27 protein-coding genes are annotated in these 23,418 nt (G+C 68.2%); 18 read left to right on the top strand and 9 right to left on the bottom strand.

Annotated features, from left to right (window positions below; translation table 11 throughout):
- Window positions 1-3: 3 nt before the first annotated feature.
- Genes K6L26_RS26980 through K6L26_RS26960 form a run of 5 tightly spaced genes read right to left on the bottom strand, consistent with a single transcriptional unit; the run spans window position 4 to window position 3,585 of the window.
- Entirely contained in the window at window positions 4-918 is a 915-nt protein-coding gene (locus K6L26_RS26980) for an LmeA family phospholipid-binding protein (RefSeq protein ID WP_019348302.1), read from the bottom strand.
- A complete protein-coding gene (locus K6L26_RS26975) occupies window positions 915-1,730 on the bottom strand; it encodes a carbon-nitrogen hydrolase family protein (RefSeq protein WP_019348303.1) in 816 nt (271 codons plus the stop codon). The genes K6L26_RS26980 and K6L26_RS26975 overlap by 4 nt, the downstream gene beginning before the upstream one ends.
- 9 nt (window positions 1,731-1,739) lie before the next feature.
- A complete protein-coding gene (locus tag K6L26_RS26970; RefSeq protein ID WP_221853481.1) occupies window positions 1,740-2,567 on the bottom strand; it encodes a class I SAM-dependent methyltransferase in 828 nt (275 codons plus the stop codon).
- Window positions 2,542-3,054 (bottom strand): DUF2505 domain-containing protein, encoded by a 513-nt coding sequence (locus tag K6L26_RS26965; protein WP_221852118.1) that lies wholly within the window; start codon window positions 3,052-3,054, stop codon window positions 2,542-2,544. The genes K6L26_RS26970 and K6L26_RS26965 overlap by 26 nt, the downstream gene beginning before the upstream one ends.
- Window positions 3,055-3,078: 24 nt before the next feature.
- Window positions 3,079-3,585, bottom strand: a complete 507-nt coding sequence (locus K6L26_RS26960; protein WP_076215951.1) for a DUF2505 domain-containing protein — start codon at window positions 3,583-3,585, stop codon at window positions 3,079-3,081.
- Window positions 3,586-3,611: 26 nt separating this feature from the next.
- Between K6L26_RS26960 and K6L26_RS26955 the strand changes: the two genes are divergently transcribed.
- Together K6L26_RS26955 and K6L26_RS26950 are read left to right on the top strand one after the other, a co-directional pair.
- The gene (locus tag K6L26_RS26955) at window positions 3,612-4,703 is read left to right on the top strand and encodes a UDP-N-acetylmuramate dehydrogenase (RefSeq protein WP_221852116.1); all 1,092 of its coding nucleotides are present in this window, start codon (window positions 3,612-3,614) and stop codon (window positions 4,701-4,703) included.
- A 6-nt stretch (window positions 4,704-4,709) separates the two neighbouring features.
- Window positions 4,710-6,038, top strand: coding sequence for a L,D-transpeptidase (locus K6L26_RS26950; RefSeq protein WP_036389327.1), 1,329 nt, complete (start codon window positions 4,710-4,712; stop codon window positions 6,036-6,038).
- Window positions 6,039-6,112: 74 nt separating this feature from the next.
- Here K6L26_RS26950 and K6L26_RS26945 read toward each other — a convergent pair whose 3' ends face one another.
- Entirely contained in the window at window positions 6,113-6,859 is a 747-nt protein-coding gene (locus K6L26_RS26945; protein WP_064898331.1) for an SDR family NAD(P)-dependent oxidoreductase, read from the bottom strand.
- Window positions 6,860-7,048: 189 nt separating this feature from the next.
- On the opposite strand from K6L26_RS26945, the gene K6L26_RS26940 reads away from it, so the two are divergent.
- The 6 genes from K6L26_RS26940 to regX all read left to right on the top strand — a co-directional run bounded on the left by K6L26_RS26940 (window position 7,049) and on the right by regX (window position 13,009).
- Window positions 7,049-8,380, top strand: a complete 1,332-nt coding sequence (locus K6L26_RS26940) for an ROK family protein (RefSeq protein ID WP_065062033.1) — start codon at window positions 7,049-7,051, stop codon at window positions 8,378-8,380.
- Between the two features lie 10 nt (window positions 8,381-8,390).
- The gene (gene mshA / locus K6L26_RS26935; RefSeq protein WP_064898327.1) at window positions 8,391-9,695 is read left to right on the top strand and encodes a D-inositol-3-phosphate glycosyltransferase; all 1,305 of its coding nucleotides are present in this window, start codon (window positions 8,391-8,393) and stop codon (window positions 9,693-9,695) included.
- The gene (locus K6L26_RS26930; RefSeq protein ID WP_019348312.1) at window positions 9,692-10,189 is read left to right on the top strand and encodes a type III secretion system chaperone family protein; all 498 of its coding nucleotides are present in this window, start codon (window positions 9,692-9,694) and stop codon (window positions 10,187-10,189) included. Before mshA ends, K6L26_RS26930 begins: the two co-directional genes overlap by 4 nt.
- 50 nt (window positions 10,190-10,239) lie before the next feature.
- Entirely contained in the window at window positions 10,240-10,983 is a 744-nt protein-coding gene (locus tag K6L26_RS26925; protein ID WP_019348313.1) for a phosphoglyceromutase, read from the top strand.
- 143 nt (window positions 10,984-11,126) lie between these two features.
- A complete protein-coding gene (locus K6L26_RS26920) occupies window positions 11,127-12,314 on the top strand; it encodes a sensor histidine kinase (RefSeq protein ID WP_036389322.1) in 1,188 nt (395 codons plus the stop codon).
- An 8-nt stretch (window positions 12,315-12,322) separates the two neighbouring features.
- The gene (gene regX, locus K6L26_RS26915; protein WP_019348315.1) at window positions 12,323-13,009 is read left to right on the top strand and encodes a two-component sensory transduction protein RegX; all 687 of its coding nucleotides are present in this window, start codon (window positions 12,323-12,325) and stop codon (window positions 13,007-13,009) included.
- Window positions 13,010-13,017: 8 nt separating this feature from the next.
- Here regX and K6L26_RS26910 read toward each other — a convergent pair whose 3' ends face one another.
- Window positions 13,018-13,794 (bottom strand): DUF3109 family protein, encoded by a 777-nt coding sequence (locus K6L26_RS26910; protein ID WP_221852115.1) that lies wholly within the window; start codon window positions 13,792-13,794, stop codon window positions 13,018-13,020.
- A gap of 150 nt (window positions 13,795-13,944) precedes the next feature.
- Between K6L26_RS26910 and K6L26_RS26905 the strand changes: the two genes are divergently transcribed.
- The 9 genes from K6L26_RS26905 to K6L26_RS26865 all read left to right on the top strand — a co-directional run bounded on the left by K6L26_RS26905 (window position 13,945) and on the right by K6L26_RS26865 (window position 21,499).
- Window positions 13,945-14,943, top strand: a complete 999-nt coding sequence (locus tag K6L26_RS26905; RefSeq protein WP_221852113.1) for a Ppx/GppA family phosphatase — start codon at window positions 13,945-13,947, stop codon at window positions 14,941-14,943.
- Window positions 14,944-14,945: 2 nt separating this feature from the next.
- Window positions 14,946-16,043 (top strand): Rv0497 family membrane protein, encoded by a 1,098-nt coding sequence (locus K6L26_RS26900; protein WP_221852111.1) that lies wholly within the window; start codon window positions 14,946-14,948, stop codon window positions 16,041-16,043.
- Between the two features lie 22 nt (window positions 16,044-16,065).
- Entirely contained in the window at window positions 16,066-16,911 is an 846-nt protein-coding gene (locus K6L26_RS26895; RefSeq protein WP_019343976.1) for a sugar phosphate isomerase/epimerase family protein, read from the top strand.
- Window positions 16,912-16,943: 32 nt separating this feature from the next.
- Window positions 16,944-17,756 carry a thioesterase family protein gene (locus tag K6L26_RS26890; protein WP_019343975.1) on the top strand — a complete coding sequence of 271 codons (813 nt, stop codon included), beginning with the start codon at window positions 16,944-16,946 and terminating at the stop codon, window positions 17,754-17,756.
- Window positions 17,757-17,781: 25 nt separating this feature from the next.
- Window positions 17,782-18,642: a pyrroline-5-carboxylate reductase gene (gene proC, locus K6L26_RS26885; protein ID WP_109531057.1), complete on the top strand. Its 861-nt coding sequence runs from the start codon at window positions 17,782-17,784 to the stop codon at window positions 18,640-18,642.
- A 138-nt stretch (window positions 18,643-18,780) separates the two neighbouring features.
- Entirely contained in the window at window positions 18,781-19,008 is a 228-nt protein-coding gene (locus tag K6L26_RS26880) for a cell division/environmental response transcriptional regulator (RefSeq protein ID WP_003882954.1), read from the top strand.
- Between the two features lie 120 nt (window positions 19,009-19,128).
- Window positions 19,129-19,230 carry a 30S ribosomal protein bS22 gene (locus tag K6L26_RS26875; protein WP_003402602.1) on the top strand — a complete coding sequence of 34 codons (102 nt, stop codon included), beginning with the start codon at window positions 19,129-19,131 and terminating at the stop codon, window positions 19,228-19,230.
- A 29-nt stretch (window positions 19,231-19,259) separates the two neighbouring features.
- Window positions 19,260-20,396 carry an SDR family oxidoreductase gene (locus K6L26_RS26870; RefSeq protein ID WP_036389301.1) on the top strand — a complete coding sequence of 379 codons (1,137 nt, stop codon included), beginning with the start codon at window positions 19,260-19,262 and terminating at the stop codon, window positions 20,394-20,396.
- A gap of 35 nt (window positions 20,397-20,431) precedes the next feature.
- Window positions 20,432-21,499, top strand: a complete 1,068-nt coding sequence (locus tag K6L26_RS26865) for a lysophospholipid acyltransferase family protein (protein ID WP_036389300.1) — start codon at window positions 20,432-20,434, stop codon at window positions 21,497-21,499.
- A 34-nt stretch (window positions 21,500-21,533) separates the two neighbouring features.
- On the opposite strand, the gene K6L26_RS26860 is transcribed toward K6L26_RS26865, so the two are convergent.
- The gene (locus K6L26_RS26860; protein WP_019343970.1) at window positions 21,534-22,067 is read right to left on the bottom strand and encodes an FAS1-like dehydratase domain-containing protein; all 534 of its coding nucleotides are present in this window, start codon (window positions 22,065-22,067) and stop codon (window positions 21,534-21,536) included.
- 107 nt (window positions 22,068-22,174) lie between these two features.
- Window positions 22,175-23,068: an HAD family hydrolase gene (locus tag K6L26_RS26855; protein WP_036389299.1), complete on the bottom strand. Its 894-nt coding sequence runs from the start codon at window positions 23,066-23,068 to the stop codon at window positions 22,175-22,177.
- A 77-nt stretch (window positions 23,069-23,145) separates the two neighbouring features.
- Between K6L26_RS26855 and K6L26_RS26850 the strand changes: the two genes are divergently transcribed.
- The gene (locus K6L26_RS26850; RefSeq protein WP_043369960.1) at window positions 23,146-23,391 is read left to right on the top strand and encodes a glutaredoxin family protein; all 246 of its coding nucleotides are present in this window, start codon (window positions 23,146-23,148) and stop codon (window positions 23,389-23,391) included.
- The last annotated feature ends 27 nt before the right edge of the window (window positions 23,392-23,418 follow it).

The following is a 23,418-nucleotide window of genomic DNA, read 5'->3' as shown; positions in this document are numbered from 1 at the left end:
GGATCAGAGCTTGCCGAAGCAGGGATCGTCGGCAGGCTTGGGCATCGACGCATTCGTGGTCGAGAACTTCGCGACGACGCCGTTCTCGGTGACCTGCACGCTGTCGGCGTGGATGCCCATCGGATAGTTCTCGGTGATCTGGGCGGTGAACTTGTCCAGGATCGGCTGCAGGGTCTCCCGCGGCCAGGACAGCCCGATCGCGCTCAGATCGATGATCTGCAGCGAGATGCCCTTGTTGACCACCGAAGGCTTGGCGGTGATGGTGCCGAGCAGGCCCTTGAGCTCGATCGTCCCGTTGGACGGGTTGGTGCGCACATCGGAGATGGCCGAGCCGATGAACGGCAGCTGCACCATGTCGGCCACGGTCTGGCGGATGCCGTCGGTGCTCCAGTCGATGTCGGCGACGAGTGAGCCCACCGTGCCGCTGGAGTCGGCCGTCTCTTTGAGCCGGACGTCCTTGATGCCGAGCTTGACCTTCATCCCCTTGGCCTCGCGGATCTGGTTGCCCGCGGTCTCGACGTTGATGTTGGTGTAATGCCCGCTCATGTGCTGCATCAAAAACGGCGGCAACGGATCGAACGAGGCCTTCGCGCCGTCGCCGACAACGCACTCCACCGTGGACGCGACGATCTGGTCGGCGCGGTTGCGGGCATAGAGCTCACCGCCGAGCACGCCGGCGGCCACCAGAGCCACCACGATCACCGCCACCAGCACCACCGACAGCGGGTCCGAGAACAGCTTCTTGACCTTCGCCAGCGGCGAGGAGTCCTGCGGCTGCGGCGCGGGTTGCTCGACCTGACCCGGCTGACCCGGCTGACCGGGGTGAACGGGCTGGTCAGGGGCCGGAGGTGGCGGAGGCAGCTCCGCTGAAGATGCTGGCGGGGACTGGTCGGTTGGGCGAGCCCAGGGATCGGTCACCCCAGCGATTGTGCCTTACCCGACTGAGCGAACTGTGAGCGGTTCTGTAGCACCGCGATGGTCTCGCGGGCCTGGTCGGCGGCATCGAGGTCGACGTCGAACACCAGCAACTGCTCATCGGCGCCGGCCGAAACCAGAACCTCGCCGGTGGGGGAGGACACCAGGCTGCCGCCGACGCCCGTCGGGCCGGCCTTGGCGATCTCATCGCCCGGGTAGGCCTGATCCACCGCGGCGACGAAGCCCGTGGTGTCCAGGGCGCGGGCCCGGGCCAGCAGGGTCCACTGGTCGAGCTTGCCGGGCCCCGATCCCCAGGAGGCGTGCACGGTGACCAGTTGGGCGCCGCGGCGGGCCAGTTCCACATACAGCTCGGGGAACCGGATGTCGTAGCAGGTGGTCAGGCCGACCGTCGCCCCTTCGACGGTGATTGTCACGGGTTCGAAACCCGGTGCCACAGTGCGCGATTCGGTGAATCCGAACGCGTCGTAGAGGTGGATCTTGTGGTAGTGCGCATCGACGCCGGGACCCGTCGCGAGCAGGGTGTTGGTCACCCGCCCGTCGGTACTGGGCACGAACATCCCGGCCACCACCACGACCCCGGCACGTGCGGCGATCTCGCGGACCGCCGTCGCCCACGGCCCGTTCAGGTCCTCGGCGACCGGGCCCAGTGCCACGCCGAACCGGCACATCGTGGCCTCGGGGAACAACACCAGCGCCGCGCCGTCGTCGGCGGCGCGGCGGGTGAACTCGTCGACCAGTGTCAGATTCGACGAGGGGTCGGTACCGGTGGCGATCTGCGCCAGGGCAATTCGCATGCAGACAGCCTAGCGGCGCCGCTGCTCCTGATCGGTGGCCGGCGCCACGGTCGCCCAGGGCACCGTCAGCACTCCGTCGCGTAGCCGGCGGCGCGGCGCGTCGACCGGAAAACCCTCTGCGCGCAGCAGTTCCACCATGGCTCGCCAGCGCACCCGGGGCCCGAACACAACGTGCCCGGCCGCGCTGGCCCAGGCCCGGTCGGCGGCGCCCAGCAGCGCGTGGATGGGCTGGCCTTCGACGTTGTGATGGATCAGCACCTTGGGCAGCCGCTCGGCCAGATCCGAGGGACGTTCGATGCTGAACGGGTCGCAGGCCAGGGTCAGGCTCACGGGACCGCTCTCGTCCAGCAACACCCAGCAGCAGCGGCGGCCCAGCTCGTCGCAGGTTCCGTCGACGATCAGACCGCCGGGCGCCAGCCGGCCCGACATCGTCGCCCAGGCCTCCGGCACCGACTCGACCGGGTACTGCCGCAACACGTTGAACGCTCGAACCAGCACCGGGCGTAGCCCGGCCAGCTCGAACCCGCCGAGTTCGAACCGCACGTCGGTGCCGCCGGCCACCGCGCGTGCGGTGGCCACCCGTTCGGGATGGATCTCCAGGCCCACGACCCGAACATCGGGGCGGATCACCCGCAGCCGCGTCGCCAACTCCAGGGTGGTCACCGGCAGTGCGCCGTACCCGAGGTCGACGACCAGCGGATCGGCCGCGGCCCGCAGCACGCTGCGCACGCGCGGCGAGTGCACCAGCCAGCGGTCGCTGCGGCGTAGCCGGTTGTACCCGGTGGTGCCCCGGGTGACCGCGCCGAGCGGCCTAGAGGTGTTCGGCAATCCAGTCAGCGGTGAACGCCTCCTCGACGGTGAACACGTCGTTGACCGTTTGCATCACCATGTCTTCGAGCTTGCCTCCGATCAGCGGCATGGCCACCTTGCAGGTGCTGTCGATCCGCAGCCGGCAGCCCGAGGGGCCACCGGTGAGCGCATAACGGCCGTCGAGCCGCCCCGGCGCATGCGAGATCGACGCCGCGTAGTGGCCGCTGGCGCCGCCACCGTCGAACGGGCCGAAACACTGCCTGCGGGTGATGGCCATGTCGAGCGGTATCACCGTCCGCAAGATCGCGGGCATCTCCGCGTGCGGCAGCACCTGCCGGAACGCGACCTCGATCCCCTCCGCGTCGGCCCTGAACTCCGTGATGTCGGATTTGCCGGGCGTGAGCTCGTCGTACCGGTCCATGAGGGTCTGCCAGTACTCGCCGCTGGCGTATACGGCGTAGAGCGTCTCGGCGGGGACGTCGAACGCCAGCGTGTACTCCAGCCGCCTGCTCACGGATAACGACGGTACCGGCTGCCCTCAGGTGTGCTCGGCGATCCACACCGAGGTGAAGCGCTGCTCGGCCTTGAGCAGATCGACCAGCTGGGTGCCGATGAAATTCTCGATCTTGCCGCCGACCAGTGGGACCCGCACCTCGACCGTGATGTGCACCGACAAGCGGGACCCGGTCTCGGTGGCGGTGAGCGTCGCGGCCCCCGACAGCGATACCGGTGCCCCGGAGATGGAGCCCTCGACCGTGCCGTGAGCCGAGCCGTCCCGGATCGGCTGCCAGTGCTCCTCGCGCCGGATTCTCAGATCGCCGCGGTGAAACTGCGACACCAGGCCGGGCAGCCGGTCTGCGCGCAGGATCTGCGTGGTGACCGCCTCGATGCCGCCGTCGCCGGTGACGTTCAGGGCGTCCAGCGAGGTGTCGTCGGCCCCGGAATCGGCCAGCCGGGCCCGCCAATACCGTTCGTCGGCGAATGCGCGATGGACCTGTTCGACGCTGCCCGGGTAGTCGCTGGCCATGTCGAATGATCGCGGCATAGCTGGTCAGGCTACCGTTACGGGCCGTGGTCAGTTCGTATGTTGCCGGTGTCGCAGTTGCCGAGGCGGTTGCGCTGGCCCCGCTGACCACACTGCGGGTCGGTCCGGTGGCACCGCGGGTGCTCACCTGTACCAGCACCGATCAGCTGATCGACGTGCTGCGCGCCGTGGCCGAGCCGATCCTGGTGCTGGCCGGTGGATCCAACGTGGTTCTGGCCGACGACTTGGCCGACACGATGCCCGACCTCACCGTGGTGCGGGTGGCCAACACGGCCGTCACCGTCGAGGGCAACCTGCTGCGGGCCGAGGCCGGCGCGGTGTTCGACGACGTCGTGGTCGCCTCGCTGCAGCACGGGTTGGGCGGGCTCGAATGTCTGTCCGGGATACCGGGATCGGTCGGGGCCACCCCGGTGCAGAACGTGGGCGCCTACGGGGCAGAGGTCGCCGACACCATCAGCCGGGTGCGGCTGCTCGACCGCCGTACCGGTGAAGTCCGTTGGGCGGCACCGGAAGAACTCAAGTTCGGCTACCGCGCCAGCATCCTCAAACACTCCGATGCGGTGATCGTGCTCGAAGTGGAGTTCGCCCTGGATGACACGGGCCGAAGCGCACCGCTGCGTTACCGCGAATTGGCCAACGTGCTGGGGGTCGAGCCGGGGGAGCGGGCCGACCCGCTGCGGGTTCGCCAGGCCGTGCTGCAGCTGCGTGCGGGCAAAGGCATGGTGCTCGACGAGCACGACCACGACACCTGGAGCGTCGGGTCGTTCTTCACCAACCCGGTGGTGTCGCAGGACGAGTTCGAGCGGGTGCAGGCCACGTTCCGGGCCGCCGCGGGACCGCAGGCTCCGCCGGTGCCGCACTACCCCGCGCCGGACGGGGTGAAGTTGGCCGCCGGCTGGCTCGTCGAGCACGCCGGTTTCGGCAAGGGTTACCCCGGGGACGGTGCCTCGGCGCGGCTTTCCACCAAGCATGCGCTGGCGTTGACCAATCGTGGCGAGGCGAACAGTGCCGATGTGATTGCCCTGGCCAGGGAGGTGCAGGCGGGTGTTTTGGACCGCTTCGGCATCGCTTTGCAGCCTGAGCCGATTCTGATTGGGTGCGATCTATCAGTACCCTAGATCCACGTGAGCCCTGCCGGTGATATGGAGGCCGACGCCCCGTTGTTCAGTCGGCGTCGTGCCTTGACGGTGTTGACCGTCGGAGTGGGAGCCGGGTTGTTGGCTGCCTGCTCGGGTGAGTCGCCCATCTCTGCACCTCAGGCCGAGGAGCCGGTAGCCCCGACGGTCACCTACGAGCCCGCTGCCGACTCCGAGGACGTATTGCCGACCGCACCGGTCGGGGTCAAGGTCGAGAACGGCTCGTTCCAGCGCGTCAGCCTGACCAACGCCAACGGCAAGGTGGTCGCCGGCAAATTCAACAGCGACCGCACCGCGTTCACTATCACCGAACCGCTGGGTTACGAATCCACCTATACGTGGGCCGGCTCGGTGGTGGGCAAGGACGGCAAGGCCCAGTCCGTGCAGGGCAAGTTCAGCACCGTCGCGCCGCAGAAACAGGTCAACGGCCAGTTCCAGCTCGCCGACGGCCAGGTCGTCGGTGTCGCGGCGCCGATCATCCTGCAGTTCGACGCCGCGATCGACGACAAGTACCGGGCGACGGTCGAAAAGGCCCTCCAGGTCACCACCACGCCGCCCGTCGAGGGCAGCTGGGCCTGGCTGCCCGACGAAGCCGGCGGCTCGCGCGTGCACTGGCGGTCCCGGGAGTACTTCCCGGCCGGAACGAAGGTCAGCGTCAAGGCGCCGCTGTACGGGGTCAGCTTCGGCGACGGCGCCTACGGTGCGGCCGATTCCACGCTCGACTTCGAGATCGGCCGGCGCCAGGTGGTCAAGGCCGAGGCGTCCAGCCACCGCATCCAGGTGCTCGACGGGTCCGGCGCGGTGATCATGGACTTCCCCTGCAGCTACGGCGAGGGCGATCTGGACCGCAACGTCACCCGCAGCGGCATCCACGTGGTCACCGAGAAGTACGAGGACTTCTGGATGACGAACCCGGCCGCGGGTTACAGCAATGTGCATGAACGCTTCGCGGTGCGGATCTCCAACAACGGCGAGTTCATCCACTGCAACCCGAACAGCATCAACTCGCAGGGCAATACGAACGTCACCAACGGCTGCATCAACCTGAACCTGGAGAACTCGCAGCAGTACTTCAACAGCGCGATGTACGGCGACCCGGTCGAGGTGACCGGTACCCGCATCGAGCTGTCCTACGCCGACGGCGACATCTGGGACTGGGCCGTGGACTGGAACGAGTGGAAGTCCATGTCGGCGCTGTCCTCGCAGGACTCTCCGTCGAACCTGCCCGCGAGTGCGCCGGCGACGCCGACGGATGCGCCCACGCTGTCGGGCACCCCGACGACCACCGCGCCGCCGCGTCCCGAGCCGGGCGGTTAGAACTCTTTGCACCGAAAGTGACGCAGGGGTCGTTTGGCATCGCGCCCGACGACCCCTGCGTCACTTTCGCGTACTCAAGTCCGGTTGAAGCGCCCGTGCGGTGCCTGATCGCGCGGGCGGATGACGATCTGGTCGAGGTTGACGTGTGAGGGCCGGGACGCGACGAAGCCGATCACCTCGGCCACATCCTCGGCCACCAGCGGGGTGATGCCCCGGTACACGTTGTCGGCGCGCTCCTGATCGCCGTCGAAACGCACGAGGGAGAACTCGGTCTCCACCGCCCCCGGCGCAATCTCGGTGAGCCGCACCGGTTTTCCGAGAAGTTCACCGCGCAGGGTGCGGTGCAGCGCACCCTGGGCATGTTTGGCCGAGGTGTAGCCCGCGCCGCCGTCATAGGTCTCGAACGCCGCGATCGAGGTGACGGTGACGATCAGGCCGTCGCCGGAGGAGATGAGCTTGGGCAGCAGGGCCCGGGAGACCCGCAGCGTGCCCAGCACGTTGGTCTCCCACATCCAGCGCCAATGCTCCAGGTCGGCGTCCAGGACGGGCTCCAGCCCACGGGCCCCGCCGGCGTTGTTCACCAGCACGTGCACCCGGTCCAACTGGGCCGCCAAAGCGTCGACGGCGGCCTGGTCAGTGACATCCGCCACAATCGCCGTCCCGCCGATCTCGTTGGCCAGGGCCTGGATCCGGTCCGCTCGGCGGGCCACGCAGATAACGTGAAAGCCCAGGGCGGCAAGGGATTTCGCGGTTGCGGCGCCGATCCCGGCGCTGGCGCCGGTCACCACTGCCACCTTTTTGTCTGCCTGAGATGTCGTCACCTGACCAACCCTAGATGGCGTGCTAAATTCGTCGGGTGTCCGGAAACCTCCAGTCCCGCTTCGCGCGGCGTGCGTGTTGTTGTTGCGCACCCCGCCGCGCCTGACTGAATCCGGACTTTTCTTCCCGTCCTGCTGAGTCGCCAGGTGTGGTCTCCACCCACCAGCCGACAACCAGTAAGGACCATTCACGTGACCACCGCCATCGCCGCTCCCCGCCGCACCTCCGCCCGCGCCGCCTCGTCGACCAACCTGAATCGGCAGTCCCGGCCACTGGCCACCGCCTCCCGTTTGCCGCAATCACGGCTGCTGCACATCGTCGCGCCGTCGCTCAAGGTGCCCGACGCCGCCGCGGCATCGGTGTTCAGCGCTGTGCGCACCCGCGGCCCCATCGCCCGCGACGCGGTCGCCCAGCTCACGCAGCTGAGCATCGCGACCGTCAACCGCCAGGTCACCGCACTGCTCGACGCCGGTGTCCTGCGTGAGCGCGCCGATCTCGCGGTCTCGGGGGCCATCGGCAGGCCCCGCGTGCCCGTTGAGGTCAACCACGAGCCCTATCTCACGCTCGGCATCCACATCGGTGCGCGCACCACCAGCATCGTGGCCACCGACCTGTTCGGTCGCACCCTCGACGTGGTCGAGACGCCGACCCCGTCTGGCTCCCAGTCCGCCGCGCTTGCCACGCTGGCCTCCAGCGCCCGCCGCTACCTGAGCCGCTGGCACCGCCGCCGCCCACTGTGGGTCGGCGTCGCCGTCGGTGGCGTCGTCGACAGTGCCACCGGGTATCTCGATCACCCCCGGCTCGGCTGGGTCGACGCGCCCGTCGGCCCGGTGCTCGCCGAAGCCCTCGGGCTGCCGGTGTCGGTCGCCTCGCACGTGGACGCGATGGCCGGCGCCGAATTGCTGCTGGGCGCACCGCGTTCCGCGCCGGAGGCCGCCGGCGCCCCGGCCCGGACGAGCCTGTACGTGTATGCCAGGGAGACCGTCGGCTACGCGCTGTCCATCGACGGCCGGGTGCATTCCCCGGCCAGCGGTCCCGGCACCATCGCCGGTCTGCCGGCCCAGTCCGAATTGCTCGGCGGCTCAGGGCAACTGGAATCCACCGTGAGCGACGAAGCGGTGCTCAACGCGGCCCGCAGACTGCGGATCATCCCCGCCGAGGGCCCGTCGTCCACCCTGGCGGCCGTACTGCGCGCGGCCCGTCAGGGCAACGACAAGGCGGAGGAGTTGCTGGCGGACCGGGCCCGGGTACTCGGCGAGGCCGTCGCGCTGCTTCGTGACCTGCTCAACCCGGACGATCTGGTACTCGGCGGGCAGGCCTTCACCGAATACCCCGAGGGGTTGCCGGTCGTGGAGGACGCCGTCGCACGACGGTCGGTGCTCGGGCACCGCGATATCCGGCTGACGGCCTTCGGCAACCGGGTCCAGGAAGCCAGCGCCGGCATCGTTTCGCTGGGCGGTCTGTACGCCGATCCGATCGGTGCCATGCGGCGCGCTCAAACCCGCCGATCCGCAGCGGTGTAGACATGTCTGTGTGCGTCTAGCCACGGACCTCGAGATTCCGCACCGCGTTGCGGTGTTATCCGTACACACTTCGCCGCTGGCACAGCCGGGCACCGGCGATGCGGGCGGGATGAATGTCTACGTGCTGCAGACGGCGCTGCAGCTGGCCCGTCGCGGTGTCGAGGTGGAGGTTTTCACCCGGGCCACCTCCTCGTCGGATGCCCCGGTGGTGCCGGTGGCGCCGGGGGTGCTGGTGCGCAACGTGGTGGCCGGACCGTTCGAGGGGCTGGACAAATATGACCTGCCCACCCAGCTGTGCGCGTTCACCGCGGGGGTGTTGCGGGCCGAGGCGACGCACGAGCCCGGCTACTACGACGTGGTGCACTCGCACTACTGGCTGTCGGGTCAGGTCGGCTGGCTGGCCTCCGACCGCTGGGCGGTGCCGCTGGTGCACACCGCGCACACCCTGGCGGCGGTGAAGAACGCTTCCCTGGCCGCGGGGGACTCGCCGGAGCCGCCGCTGCGCGCGGTGGGGGAGCAGCAGGTGGTCGACGAGGCCGACCGCCTCATCGTCAACACCGAACATGAAGCACAGCAACTGGTTTCACTGCACCATGCCGACCCGGAGCGTATCGACGTGGTGCATCCTGGGGTCGATCTGGATGCCTTCACCCCGGGGGACCGCGACGCGGCGCGGGCGGTGCTCGGGATTGCGCCCCGCGAACAGGTGGTCGCGTTCGTAGGCCGGATCCAGCCGCTCAAGGCACCCGACGTGCTGTTGCGTGCCGCCGCCAAACTGCCCGGGGTCCGGGTGCTGGTCGCCGGCGGGCCGTCCGGCAGCGGCCTGGCCGAGCCCGACACCCTGATTCGTCTGGCCGACGAACTGGGTATCACCGATCGTGTGACGTTCCTGCCTCCGCAATCTCGCGAACAACTGGTCAACGTGTACCGCGCCGCCGATCTGGTGGCAGTACCCAGCTACTCCGAATCCTTCGGCCTGGTCGCCATCGAGGCCCAGGCCTGCGGCACGCCGGTGGTGGCGGCGGCCGTCGGCGGGCTGCCGGTCGCGGTGGCCGACGGGGTGAGCGGGGCCTTGGTCGACGGGCATGACGTGGACGACTGGGCGGCCGCGATCGACGGCGTGCTGCAGCGCGATCCGGGTCCGCTGAGCTTGGCCGCCGCCGCTCACGCCGCACAGTTCTCCTGGGGCCACACCGTCGACGCCCTGCTCAACAGCTACGCCCATGCGATGAGCGATTACCGGTCCCGGCACCGCAGGCCCTCCGGTCGCCGGGCCGGGCGTCGGTTCGCGCTGCGCCGGGGGGTGCGGGCATGAACGACGTCGCCAAGACCATCACCGACACCCTCGACGAGCACGAGCTGGTCTACCAGCACCACAAAGGGGCCCACGGCGGGCTGCCCGGCATCGTCGTCGAGCTGCCCGGGGAACGGAAGCTCAAGACCAACACCATCCTGAGCATCGGCGAGCACTCGGTGCGGGTCGAGGCGTTCGTGTGCCGCAAGCCCGACGAGAACTTCGAAGGCGTCTACCGGTTCCTGCTCAAGCGCAACCGCAGGCTCTACGGGGTCGCCTACACCCTCGACAACGTCGGCGACATCTATCTGGTCGGCCGGATGGCGCTGCACTCGGTCACCGCCGACGAGATCGACCGCGTGCTGGGCCAGGTGCTCGAAGCCGTCGACTCCGACTTCAACACCCTGCTGGAACTGGGCTTCCGGTCCTCGATCCAGAAGGAGTGGGAGTGGCGGGTCTCCCGCGGTGAGTCGCTGAAGAACCTCGAAGCGTTCGAGCACCTCATCGACGACTGAGCGCCCGTGAGAAGATCACACGGCCCGCACGCGAGGAGGAAAACCAACAAATGCCGACGCTGATCCTGCTCCGCCACGGTGAGAGCGACTGGAACCAGAAAAACCTGTTCACCGGATGGGTCGACGTCGACCTCACCGAAAAGGGCCGCACCGAGGCGGTCCGCGGCGGCAAGCTGCTGGTCGAGAACGACGTGCTGCCCGACGTGGTGTACACGTCGCTGCTGCGCCGCGCGATCACCACCGCCAACCTCGCCCTGGACGCCGCCGACCGGCACTGGATCCCCGTGCACCGCGACTGGCGGCTCAACGAGCGGCACTACGGCGCGCTGCAGGGCCTGGACAAGGCTGCCACCAAGGAGAAGTACGGCGAAGAGCAGTTCATGGCGTGGCGGCGCTCCTACGACACCCCGCCGCCGCCCATCGAGAAGGGCAGCGAGTTCAGCCAGGACGCCGACCCGCGCTACGCCGACATCGGCGGCGGCCCGCTGACCGAATGCCTCAAGGACGTGGTGGAGCGCTTCGTGCCGTATTTCGAGGCCACGATCGTGCCCGATCTGCGGGCCGGCAAGACCGTGCTGATCGCCGCGCACGGCAACTCACTGCGCGCGCTGGTCAAATACCTCGATCAGATGTCCGACGAGGAGGTCGTCGGCCTGAACATCCCGACCGGCATCCCGCTGCGCTACGAGCTCGACGAGAACCTCAAGCCGCTGGTCGCCGGGGGTGAGTACCTCGACCCGGAGGCAGCCGCCGCCGGGGCTGCCGCGGTCGCCGCGCAGGGCGCCAAGAAATAGTTCGCTGAACACGCGGGCATGAGGGCAAACGGCAGGTTACCGGGGGTTAACGACAGCCGAACTCCTGTATTTGTCGGTGTGACTTGTCCCGTTTTGGCCGCACGCTGCTGGGATGACGTTCACCGGGTGCGTACGATTTTCGCGTGAGCTTGGTGTCGGCGTTACTGCTGACGGCGGTCGTGTCGTTGCTCGCGCTGATCGTCGGTGCGGGTGTGGCCGCCGCAGTCGTACCCCGCCTCATGGCCAGGCGGCAGCGTCGCGAAGCCGATGAGGCGGGCATGACGGTGTCGCAGATGCTGGCGCACATCGTCTCCGCATCACCCGACGGCATCGTCGTGGTCGACACGTTCAACGACGTGGTCTACGCCAATGACCGGGCCACCGAGCTCGGCGTGGTGCGCGACCGGCTTCTCGACGACAGGGCCTGGCGGGTCGCCGAGCAGGTGTTCGCCACCGGTCAGCCCGTCGATGTCGACCTGTCGCCGCGCAAGCTTCCGCACCCCGGACGCTCGGGTATCTCGGTGCGTGGCTGGGTGCGGCTGCTGTCCGACCAGGACCGCCGGTTCGTCGTCGTCTACGCCGACGACCAGTCCGAGCACGCCAGGATGGAAGCGACCCGGCGGGATTTCGTGGCCAACGTCAGCCACGAGCTCAAGACCCCGGTGGGTGCCATGCGGGTGCTGGCCGAAGCGTTGCAGGCCTCCGCCGACGACCCGGACATGGTGCGCCGCTTCTCCGACAAGATGGTCGCCGAATCGCTGAGGCTGGCCGACATGGTCGGTGAGCTGATCGAACTGTCCCGGCTGCAGGGCGCCGAGCGGCTGCCCGACCTCGGGGCCGTCGACGTCGACACCGTGGTGTCCGAGGCGCTGTCCCGGCACAAGGTGGCCGCCGACAAGGCCGACATCTCCATCACCACCGATGCGCCGACCGGCTACCGGGTGCTGGGTGACCAGACCCTGCTCGTGACCGCCGTCGCCAACCTGGTGTCAAACGCAATTGCCTACTCGCCCAACGGATCCGGCATATCCATCAGCCGCCGACGGCGGGGCGGCAGTGTCGAGATCGCGGTCACCGACCGCGGTATCGGAATCGCCAAGGCCGATCAGGAACGGGTCTTCGAGCGGTTCTTCCGGGTCGACAAGGCCCGGTCGCGCGCCACCGGCGGCACCGGGCTGGGCCTGGCGATCGTCAAACACGTGGCCGCGAACCACAACGGAACCATCCGGCTGTGGAGTCAGCCGGGCACCGGGTCGACGTTCACGTTGTCGATCCCGGCCTATCCCGAAACCGATGAGTCGAAAAGTGGCTCAGACGACCGAGAGGATTAGCGAGAACGATGACCAGCGTGTTGATCGTTGAGGACGAGGAGTCGCTGGCCGATCCCCTGGCATTCCTGCTCCGCAAGGAAGGCTTCGAGGCCACCGTGGTGGCCGATGGTCCCTCCGCACTGGCCGAGTTCGAGCGCTCCGGCGCCGATATCGTCCTGCTGGACCTGATGCTGCCGGGGATGAGCGGTACCGACGTCTGTAAGCAACTGCGGGCCCGCTCCAGCGTGCCGGTGATCATGGTTACTGCGCGCGACAGCGAGATCGACAAGGTCGTCGGCCTCGAGCTGGGTGCCGATGACTATGTCACCAAGCCGTATTCGGCCCGCGAGCTGATCGCGCGGATCCGGGCGGTGCTGCGCCGCGGCGCGGACACCGACGACACCGGTATCGGCGACGGCGTGCTGGAGGCCGGCCCGGTGCGGATGGACGTCGAACGGCATGTCGTCAGCGTCAACGGGGAGCAGATCACGTTGCCGCTCAAGGAGTTCGACCTGTTGGAGTACCTGATGCGCAACAGCGGCCGGGTGCTCACCCGTGGCCAGCTGATCGACCGCGTGTGGGGCGCGGACTATGTGGGCGACACCAAGACCCTCGACGTGCACGTCAAGCGGCTGCGCTCCAAGATCGAATCCGATCCGGCCAACCCGGTGCACCTGGTCACGGTGCGAGGCCTGGGGTACAAGCTGGAGGGCTGAATTGCCGGCTATTCGGCGGCGCGGGTGGCCGGATGCACCGCGACCAGACCCAGGGCGCTGCGGCGCCGGCACATCGCGGCCAACTCGGCGTAGGCCTTCTCGCCGAGCAGCTCGGTCAGCTCGGGGGCGTAGGACTCGAACACCGGCCGGGCGCCGACGTGTGCGCCGGGATCGCCGGTGCAGTACCAGTGCAGATCCGCGCCGCCCTCACCCCAGCCGCGCCGGTCGTATTCGGTGATGACGGTGCGCAGGATCTGGGTGTCGTCGGGGCGGGTGACCCATTCCTGGCTGCGCCGGATCGGCAACTGCCAGCACACGTCGGGCTTCATGGTCAGCGGCTCGACGCCGAGTTTCAGGGCCTTGCTGTGCAGCGCACATCCGATGCCGCCCGGGAAGCCCGGCCGGTTCAGGAAGATGCACGCCCCCTTGTACTTTCGGGTCCGCAGATTGGGCTTGCCGTCGTACTCGTCGTCTTCCAGGTAGCCCTTGCGGCCCAGGCCCTTGTCCCGGAACTGCCAGTCATCGTCGGTCAGTTGTTTGACCGCGTCGTCCAGCCGGGCCCGGTCGTCGTCGTCGGAAAGGAACGCGCCGTGCGAGCAGCAGCCGTCGTCGGGACGGCCCTCGACGGTGCCCTTGCAGGCCGGCGTGCCGAACACACACGTCCAGCGGGACAGCAGCCACGTCATGTCGGCCGCGATCAGATGTGTCGCGTCCTCCGGGTCATAGAACTCCACCCATTCACGGGCAAAGTCCAGTTCGACTTCGCCGGGATGCACATCTGCCACGGCGCAAACGGTACTCGCATATGGCGGAACACATTTCCCAACCGCGGCGCGACGCGCGGTGGGACATGCCACAGCCCGGGTCCGCCGCTGTCGCGCGTTCGCGGGAGGTCCGGCCACGAAGCGCTGGTCGGTTGCGGTTAGGTTGGTGCGGTGCGGTTAGGCGTGCTCGATGTCGGTAGTAACACGGTTCATCTTCTCGTGGTGGATGCACGCCGTGGCGGGCACCCGACCCCGATGAGCTCCACGAAGGCGGCCCTGCGGCTGGCCGAGGCGATCGACGGCTCGGGCAAGCTGACCCGCAAGGGGGCGGACAGCCTGGTGGCCACCGTTGACGAGTTCGCCAAAATCGCCACCAGCTCGGGATGCGCCGAGCTGATGGCGTTTGCCACCTCGGCCGTGCGTGACGCCACGAACTCTGAGGAAGTCCTGGCAAGAGTGCGGGCCGAGACCGGGGTGTCCCTCGGTGTGCTCAGCGGCGTCGACGAGTCCCGGCTGACCTTTCTGGCGGTGCGCCGCTGGTATGGCTGGAGTGCGGGCCGGATCATCAACATCGACATCGGCGGCGGCTCCCTGGAATTGTCGAGCGGGGTGGACGAGGAGCCCGAGGTGGCGCTGTCGCTGCCGCTGGGCGCAGGCCGACTGACCAGGGAATGGTTGGCCGAAGACCCACCTGGGCGGCGCCGGGTCGCGATGCTGCGGGACTGGTTGGCCACCGAACTCGCCGACGCCGGTGCGACGATGCGCCGCTCGGGCAATCCGGACCTGGCCGTCGCGACGTCGAAGACGTTCCGCTCTCTGGCCCGACTGACCGGGGCAGCGCCCTCGGGCGCCGGCCCGCGGGTCAAGCGGACCCTCACCGCGGCTGGATTAAGACAGCTCATAGCTTTCATCTCTAGGATGACAGCGGCTGACCGTGCCGAGCTGGAAGGGGTGAGTGCCGAGCGGGCACCACAGATCGTGGCCGGTGCTTTGGTAGCTGAAGCTAGTATGCGAGCACTGGAGATCGATTCCGTCGACATTTGCCCCTGGGCGTTGCGGGAAGGGTTGATTCTGCGGAAACTCGACAGCGAGGCCGACGGCACAGCCTTGGTAGAGACGTCGGCGCGGGACGCCGGACGTCAAGGAAAGCTAGCCCCAAAGGCAACATAGGTATGACAGGACCAGAGAACAACCCATCCGGCACCCGACCGATCTCGGTAGCGGAGTTGCTGGCGAAGAACGGGACGATCGGGGCACCTCCGGTCGGCGGTCGTCGTCGGCGTCGTCGCGGAAACAGCGACGCGGTGACGGTCGCCGAACTCACCGGCGAAATCCCGGTCATCACCGACGACATCGAGTTCGAGACCGACGAGCCGTCGGTTCCCGCCCCTGACCCCCTGGTCGACACCGCCGTCGTGGCACCGATCCTGGATGAGCCGCCGGCGCCGCGCGAACAGCGGCGCGAGGAGCCCCGGGGTCGCAACGGCGGCCCGCGGCCCGCTCGGGTCAAGCCGCCGGCCAGGCCGGCCGAGCCCGAGGAGGTGCGCACCGAGGCCGAGGACGACTACGACGCACATCTGGCGGCCCGCGACGCCGACCCGGAACCCGTCGAGTTCCGGCCCCGCCCGCGCCGCGCCCCGTACAAGCGGCCGGCCCGCGACTATCAGCCGTCGGGTACGGGCGCCGAGCGGATGAGCCCCGACCCGCTCTACGACCTCGACGAGGACGAGGCCGAGCCGGCCGACGCACTGGTCGAAGCCGACGTTCACGACCTCCACGAGGTGGACGCCGACGACGCCGCGTACGACGACTACGACGACGAGTACGGGGACCGCCCCTACGGCTCGATCGGGACGCTGTTCGGCGGCGACTCGGATGTCGACGACCGGCGCCGGCCCCGCGGCGGTGCCGACGAACTCGACGAGGACCTGTCCGAGGGCGTCCGCGACGCCGATGGCTTCGAGGACCACGACGAGCACGACGGGTACGACGAGGAAACCGAGCCCAGCTCCCCGCTGGTGCGGGCGTTGTGGATCGTCGGGCAGTGCGTGATCGCGGTGGCCTTCGGTGCCGGCCTGTTCATCGCCTTCGATCAGCTGTGGAAGTGGAACACCATCGTCGCGCTCGTGCTCGGCGTGCTGGTCATCCTCGGCCTGGCCGGAGGCGTGCGCGTGGTCCGCAAGACCGAGGACATCGGCAGCACACTGACCGCCGTCGCGGTCGGAGCGCTGGTGACCTTCGGCCCCTTGGCGCTGCTGCAGGCCAGTTAACGACCCAGTACACAATTAGGTCGTGCGCCCCGCCATCAAGATCGGCCTGTCCACCGCCTCGGTCTATCCGCTGAGGACGGAGGCTGCCTTCGAGTACGCCGCCCGGCTCGGCTACGACGGCGTGGAGCTCATGGTGTGGGCCGAGTCGGTCAGCCAGGACATCAAGGCGGTGCAGAAGCTGTCCGCCGACTACGGCGTGCCGGTGCTGTCGGTGCATGCACCCTGTCTGCTGATCTCGCAGCGGGTCTGGGGCGCCAATCCGATCCCGAAGCTGGAACGCAGCGTGCGCGCGGCCGAAGAGCTGGGTGCGCAGACCGTCGTCGTGCATCCTCCGTTCCGCTGGCAGCGCCGTTACGCCGAGGGATTCAGCGACCAGGTCGCGCAGTTGGAAGCCGACAGCGAGGTCCTGGTGGCGGTGGAGAACATGTTTCCCTTTCGTGCCGACCGGTTCTTCGGGGCGGGCGGCACGTCCATCGAGCGCATGCGGAAGCGCGGCGGGCGGCCCGGCCCGGGCATTTCCGCGTTCGCGCCGTCCTACGACCCGCTGGACGGCAATCACGCGCACTACACGCTGGACCTGAGCCACACCGCGACGGCAGGCACCGACGCCATCGACATGGCCCGGCGCATGGGTGACGGCCTGGTGCACCTGCACCTGGCCGACGGCAAGGGCGCGTCCACCGACGAGCATCTGGTTCCCGGCCGCGGCACCCAACCCGCCGCCGAGGTCTGCCAGATGCTGGCGGCGAGCGATTTCTCCGGCCATGTGGTCCTGGAGGTCACCACCTCGGCGGCCAAGACCGCCGCCGAACGCGAGGCGCTGCTGACCGAGTCGCTCCAGTTCGCCCGCAAGCACCTGTTGCGCTGAAACCCCGGCGCCATACCCACGAAGGACCGCACATGACCGGCTCCACCCTGTTCACCGATGCCATGGCGCTGACGCCGGCCGGTGACGGCGTCTATCACGGTGAGCTCAACGAGCACTGGACCATCGGGCCCAAGGTGCACGGCGGGGCCATGCTCGCGCTGTGTGCCAACGCGGCACGCACCGAGTTGGGTACGTCCGCGCAGCCGATCGCGATATCGGCGAACTACCTGTGGGCGCCGGATCCCGGTCCGATGCAGGTGGTCACCACGGTGCGCAAGCGGGGCCGGCGGATCGGCCTGGTGGACGTCGAGCTCCGGCAGGGCGAAAAGGTGGCGGTGACGGTGTCGGTGACCCTCGGCGAGCCCGAGCATCACGTGCCCCCGCTGTTGTCGTTCAACCCGGTGGTTCCGTTGATGACGCCCGAACCGCCACCGGGGCTGGAGCCGATCGGCCCCGGGCACCCGATGGAGCACGTCGTGCATCTGGCGCACGGCTGTGACATCCGGCCGGCGCTGCACACGATGGGCCCGCGCACCGACGGCGGGCCACCGGTTTTCGAGTACTGGGTGCGGCCGAAGGGAGTCGCTCCCGACGTGCTGTTCGCGCTCCTGTGCGGCGATGTGTCGGCTCCGGTCACCTTTGCCGTGGAGCGCATGGGTTGGGCGCCCACGGTCCAGCTGACGGCCTATCTGAGGGCCTTGCCGGCCGACGGCTGGCTGCGGGTGATGTGCACTTCGGTGCAGATCGGTCAGGACTGGTTCGACGAGGACCACATCGTGGTCGACTGCGAGGGCCGGATCATCGTGCAGACGCGTCAGTTGGCGATGGTGCCGGCGTCGTCCTGACGCCCGTCATGGGATGCTGTCGCCCATGTCGAGAATCGCGATAATCGGCGGCGGAAGCATGGGCGAGGCGCTGCTGTCGGGGCTGTTACGGGCTGGCAGGCAAGTCAAGGACATGGTGGTCGCGGAGAAGTTTCCGGACCGGGCCAAGTACCTGTCGGAGAAGTATTCGGTGCAGGTGGCCTCGGTCGCCGCTGCCGCCGAGAACGCCACCTATGTGGTCATCGCGGTGAAACCGAGTGACGTCGAGAAGGTGATCGACGAGATCGCCGAGGCGGCCGCACGCGCCGACAGCGACACCGCCGAGCAGGTGTTCGTGTCCATCGCCGCGGGCGTGGCCACCGCGTACTACGAGAACAAGCTGCCGGCCGGATCGCCGGTGATCCGGGTGATGCCCAATTCGCCGATCGTGGTCGGCGGCGGCGTGAGCGCCCTGGCGGCGGGCCGGTTCGCCACCGCGGAACAGCTCAAGGAGGTCTCGTCGATCTTCGACGCGGTCGGCGGGGTGATCACCGTCGCCGAGTCGCAGCTGGACGCGGTCACCGCGGTGTCGGGCTCGGGGCCGGCGTACTTCTTCCTGATGGTCGAGGCGCTCGTGGATGCGGCCGTGGAATCGGGCCTGTCGCGCGCGGTGGCGACCGATCTGGCCGTGCAGACGATGGCCGGCTCGGCAGCGATGCTGCTGGAACGTCTCGACGAGGTGAGTGCGTCCGGAGGCGCCGCGCTGGACACCACCCCGGCCCGACTGCGGGCGATGGTGACCTCGCCGGCCGGGACCACCGCCGCTGGGCTGCGGGAACTCGAGCGCGGGGGACTGCGGGCCGCGGTCTCCAACGCCGTTCAGGCCGCGAAAACGCGCTCTGAGCAGCTCGGAATTACATCTGAGTAATTAGATTAATTCCGACTGATTAGCCCACACCCGTCGCAGTAACCCCACCCGCCACGCTATTCTCCCTTTGTATGCGCGGGTCGGTGCCAGCGGTGGGGAAGCCGCTGGAACTGCCTGTGCCTGATTGATTGGGTTGCGATGACGTCTATGAACGGGCCATCGGCGCGGGATGCTGGCGACGGTCAGCCTCGAGCTCAATTTCTGACGGTCGCCGAGGTGGCGAGCTTGATGAGGGTCTCGAAGATGACGGTGTACCGGTTGGTGCACAACGGGGAACTGCCTGCGGTTCGAGTGGGCCGATCGTTCCGGGTCCACGCCAAGGCAGTCCACGATCTGCTGGAGTCTTCGTACTTCGACGCAGGCTAGGCCACGCGCCGCAGCGGTCGGGGTGCGCCTGAGCAGGCTGGCGTTTTCCGTTTCAGAGGTTGGCCCGGGTAAAGTAACCGGGTCAACCATCCAGCGTGAGTAGCGGAGACACCAGACTTTATGGGCTCAGTCATCAAGAAGCGGCGTAAGCGTATGTCGAAGAAGAAGCACCGCAAGCTGCTTCGCCGTACCCGGGTGCAGCGTAGAAAACTCGGCAAGTAGCCAACCGCTGCGGCCGCTAGGCTGGGCCGATGGATTCTGATGGTCGGTCGGGGGGACGCCCGACGGGAGTCCCCGGGTCGTCTGGTGCGGACTCTTCGGATAGAACGCAGTCCGCAAGCGCGGCGCCCGCTCCGAAGGTGGTTCTGGTCACGGGTGCGTGCCGGTTCCTCGGCGGTTATCTGACCGCCAGGCTGGCACAGAACCCGTCGATCGAGCATGTCATCGCCGTGGATGCGGTGGTGCCGAGCAAGGACCTCATGCGTCGGATGGGACGGGCCGAATTCGTCCGGGCCGACATCCGCAACCCGTTCATCGCCAAGGTGATCCGAAACGGGAACGTGGATACCGTCGTGCATGCCGCGGCGGCCTCCTACGCGCCGCGGTCCGGCGGCCGGGCCACGTTGAAGGAACTCAACGTGATGGGCGCGATCCAACTGTTCGCCGCCTGCCAGAAGGCTCCCTCGGTGCGCCGGGTGGTGCTCAAGTCGACCTCTGAGGTGTACGGCTCAAGCTCACGCGACCCGGTGATGTTCGGCGAGGAGAGCAGCGCGCGACGCCCGCCGGGCGACGGGTTCGCCCGCGACAGCATCGACATCGAGGGCTATGCCCGCGGGCTGGCCCGGCGTCGTCCGGATATCGACCTGACCATCCTTCGGCTGGCCAACATGATCGGGCCGGCGATGGACACCGCGCTGTCGCGGTATCTGGCCGGGCCGGTGGTGCCGTCGGTGGTGGGCCATGACGCCCGGTTGCAGTTGTTGCACGAACAGGACGCCCTCGGCGCCCTCGAGCGCGCGACGATGGCCGGCAAGGCGGGCACGTTCAACATCGGCGCGTCGGGCATCATCATGATGAGTCAAGCAATCCGGCGGTCCGGGCGGGTCCGGCTCCCCGTCCCGCGCGGGGCGCTGTCGGCGATCAATTCTCTCAGTCGCGCAACGAATTACACCGAACTCGACCGCGACCAGATGAACTACCTGAGCTACGGCCGGGTCATGGACACCACGCGAATGCACAGGGATCTGGGCTACAGTCCAAAGTGGACGACCGCCGAGGCATTCGACGACTACGTCCGCGGTCGCGGATTGACTCCGATACTCGATCCGCGATGGGTACGCTCAATGGAGAGTCGCGCCGTGGGGGTGGCGCAGCGTTTGGGATATTAGGGCTGGCTCTATCCGGGGTGGGAGAAGGTATCGACGTGGCGGGTGAATCCAAGGCGAAAGTTATTCCGCTACATGGGAACTCGAGCCGTTCCTCTGCTGCGCGCCGGGCTGCGGCCCGGTCTGACAGCGCCCGCAGGCATCCGTCTGTACTGGCCGATCCCGGTAGCCGCGCCTCGGCCGAGCAGATCGCCGCGGTGGTGCGCGAGATCGATCAGCGGCGTAGCAGCGCCTCGGGTCAGTCGGCGGCCGAGGAAGGCCCCAGCGAACTCGTCAAGGGCATCGCGGCAGTCTCGGAGTTCATCCGCACCCGCATGACCGGTGCCTACTCGGTGGACGAGTTCGGGTTCGACCCGCACATCACCAACGCAATCTTCTTGCCTTTGCTGCGAACGTTTTTCCGGTCCTGGTTCCGGGTCGAGGTGTCCGGTATCGAGAACCTGCCCGCCGACGGCGCGGCGCTCGTGGTGGCCAACCACGCCGGGGTGTTGCCCTTCGACGGGCTGATGACCCAGGTGGCCGTGCACGATCACCACCCCGGCAACCGGGATCTGCGGCTGCTGGCCGCCGATCTGGTTTTCGACCTGCCGATGGTCGGCCAGGCCGCCCGCAAGGCCGGCCACACCATGGCCTGCACCACCGACGCGCACCGGTTGCTCGCCAACGGCGAGCTCACCGCGGTATTCCCCGAAGGCTTCAAGGGGCTGGGCAAGAACTTCAAGGACCGCTACAAACTGCAGCGGTTCGGCCGGGGCGGTTTCGTTTCCGCGGCGCTGCGGGCGCAGGCACCCATCGTGCCGTGCTCGATCGTCGGGTCGGAGGAGATCTACCCGATGATGGCCGACGTCAAGCTGCTGGCCCGGCTGCTCGGCCTGCCGTACTTCCCGGTCACCCCGCTCTTCCCGTTGGCGGGCCCGCTCGGGTTGGTGCCGCTGCCCTCGAAGTGGCACATCCAGTTCGGCGAGCCGATCGAGACCACCGATTACGACGAGAGCGCCGCCGACGACCCGATGATCACCTTCGAGTTGACCGACCAGGTCCGCGAGACCATCCAGCACACGCTCTATCAGCTGCTGGCGGGACGCCGAAACATGTTCTTCGGCTGAGTTTTTCCAGCGCGTCTGCTCGCGCAGACAAAAGTCAGGCGCCGGACTTTTGCCCGGCAACCATCTTGGCGATCGCGGCGTCGCGTGCTGCGGCGATCTGCGAACTGATCTCGTCGGCCTCGTCGATGGCCGCCTCGCCCAGCATGGTCACGATGCTCGTGGCAACCGGATTGCCGTCGTCATCGGAGACCTCCGCCCGCACCTCGGCGATCACGGTGCCGTGCGACTCGATGACCGAATCGAGGTATGAGTCGAACCACAGCTTGTCGCCGACCATGATCGGCCGGTGGAAGATCAGCTTCTGGTCGCGGTGCAGCACGCGCTCCAGGTTGATCGGAATGTCGAACTTGTCGAACAGCTCCAGCTGGACCCGGCGTCCGGCCACCGCCAGGAACGTCACCGACGCCACGACCGAGTCATGGCCGTACTCCTTGGCGGCCTCGGCGTCATAGAGCGCCGGATGCTCGTCCTTGACCGCGCGGGCGAACTCGCGGACCTTCTCCCGGCCGACCTCGAAGTAATCGGGGTAGCGGTAGTGAGTTCCGATGATGTTTGCGGCGATGCTCATATTCCCTGCGCTGTTCGGTATGCGGTGCGCGGTGCGCACGAAACGGGCATGCTGTGGGGCCCGCGTAGTGCGACCCGAGGCGGAATCTTATAACGCGCCCGGCAACCTCAGCGAATGTCGTGGCGGCGCGACGCGACAGCCGCCAGCGCACCGCCGAGTGCGCCGAGCGCCAACGCGGACGGGACACCGATCCGCGCGGCCTTGCGTGCGGTGCGGAAATCGCGGATCTCCCAGCCTCGCTCCCTGGCCACATCCCGCAGGGCGGCGTCGGGGTTGATCGCCACCGCGGTACCGACCAGCGACAGCATCGGCACGTCGTTGAAGCTGTCCGAGTAGGCGGTGCACCGGCGCAGGTTGAGGCCTTCGCGGATGGCCAGCGACCGTACCGCGTGGGCTTTCCCGGTGCCGTGCAGGATGTCGCCGACCAGCCGGCCGGTGAACACCCCGTCGACCGACTCTGCGACGGTGCCCAGCGCGCCGGTCAGGCCGAGGCGCCGGGCGATGGTGGCGGCCAGCTCATACGGGGTCGCGGTGACCAGCCACACCTGCTGCCCGGCGTCGAGATGCATCTGGGCCAGCGCCCGGGTTCCGGCCCAGATCTTGTCGGCGATGATCTCGTCGTAGATCTCCTCACCGAGTTCGACGAGTTCGGCGGTGGAGCGGCCCTCGATGAAAGCCAGGGCTTTCTGCTTACCCTCGGCGACGTCGTCGCTGTTCTCCTTGCCGGTGAACTGGAACTTGGCCTGCGCGTAGACGATGCCCAGGATGTCGCGGTAGGTGAAATATTTGCGGGCGGCCAGGCCGCGGGCGAAGTGCACCAGTGACGATCCGTGTACCAGGGTGTTGTCGACGTCGAAGAACGCCGCGGCCGTCAGATCCGGCGGCGGCGCGGGGGTCCCGACGGGGTCGATGTCGGACTCGAGCTCGGTGACTGCGAGTTCGGCGCTGGCTTCCCCGCCGAGCTCCTGTTCGAGCGCATCGGCACTACCGGATTCGGGCACGTTTTCACCCTAAGTCACGCCGCCGGGATACTGGCGGTGTGGAGCGCGAGCAGACGGGTGGCGGCGGGGGGAACACTGTGACGTTGCTGACCCGGGCGGGTTGCAGCATGTGCGAGCGGGCGGCCGGCCAGTTGGCCGGGTTGCGCGAGGAACTCGATTTCGACCTGGTGAACACCGACGTGGACGAGGCTGCCGCCGCCGGTGACGCCTCCCTGCGGGCCCGGTACGGCGACCTGTTGCCGGTGATTTTGCTGAACGGGACCCAGCACAGTTACTGGGAAGTCGACGAGCAGGGGCTTCGGGCTGACCTTCCGCCCAGGTGAAATTTGGTGGGCGGGCGGGAAACGATT

This window comes from Mycobacterium farcinogenes, from assembly GCF_019739075.1.
Lineage (GTDB): Bacteria > Actinomycetota > Actinomycetes > Mycobacteriales > Mycobacteriaceae > Mycobacterium > Mycobacterium senegalense.
The sequence above is the reverse complement of the archived record's forward strand: the minus strand, read 5'-3'. Positions and strand labels throughout refer to the sequence as shown.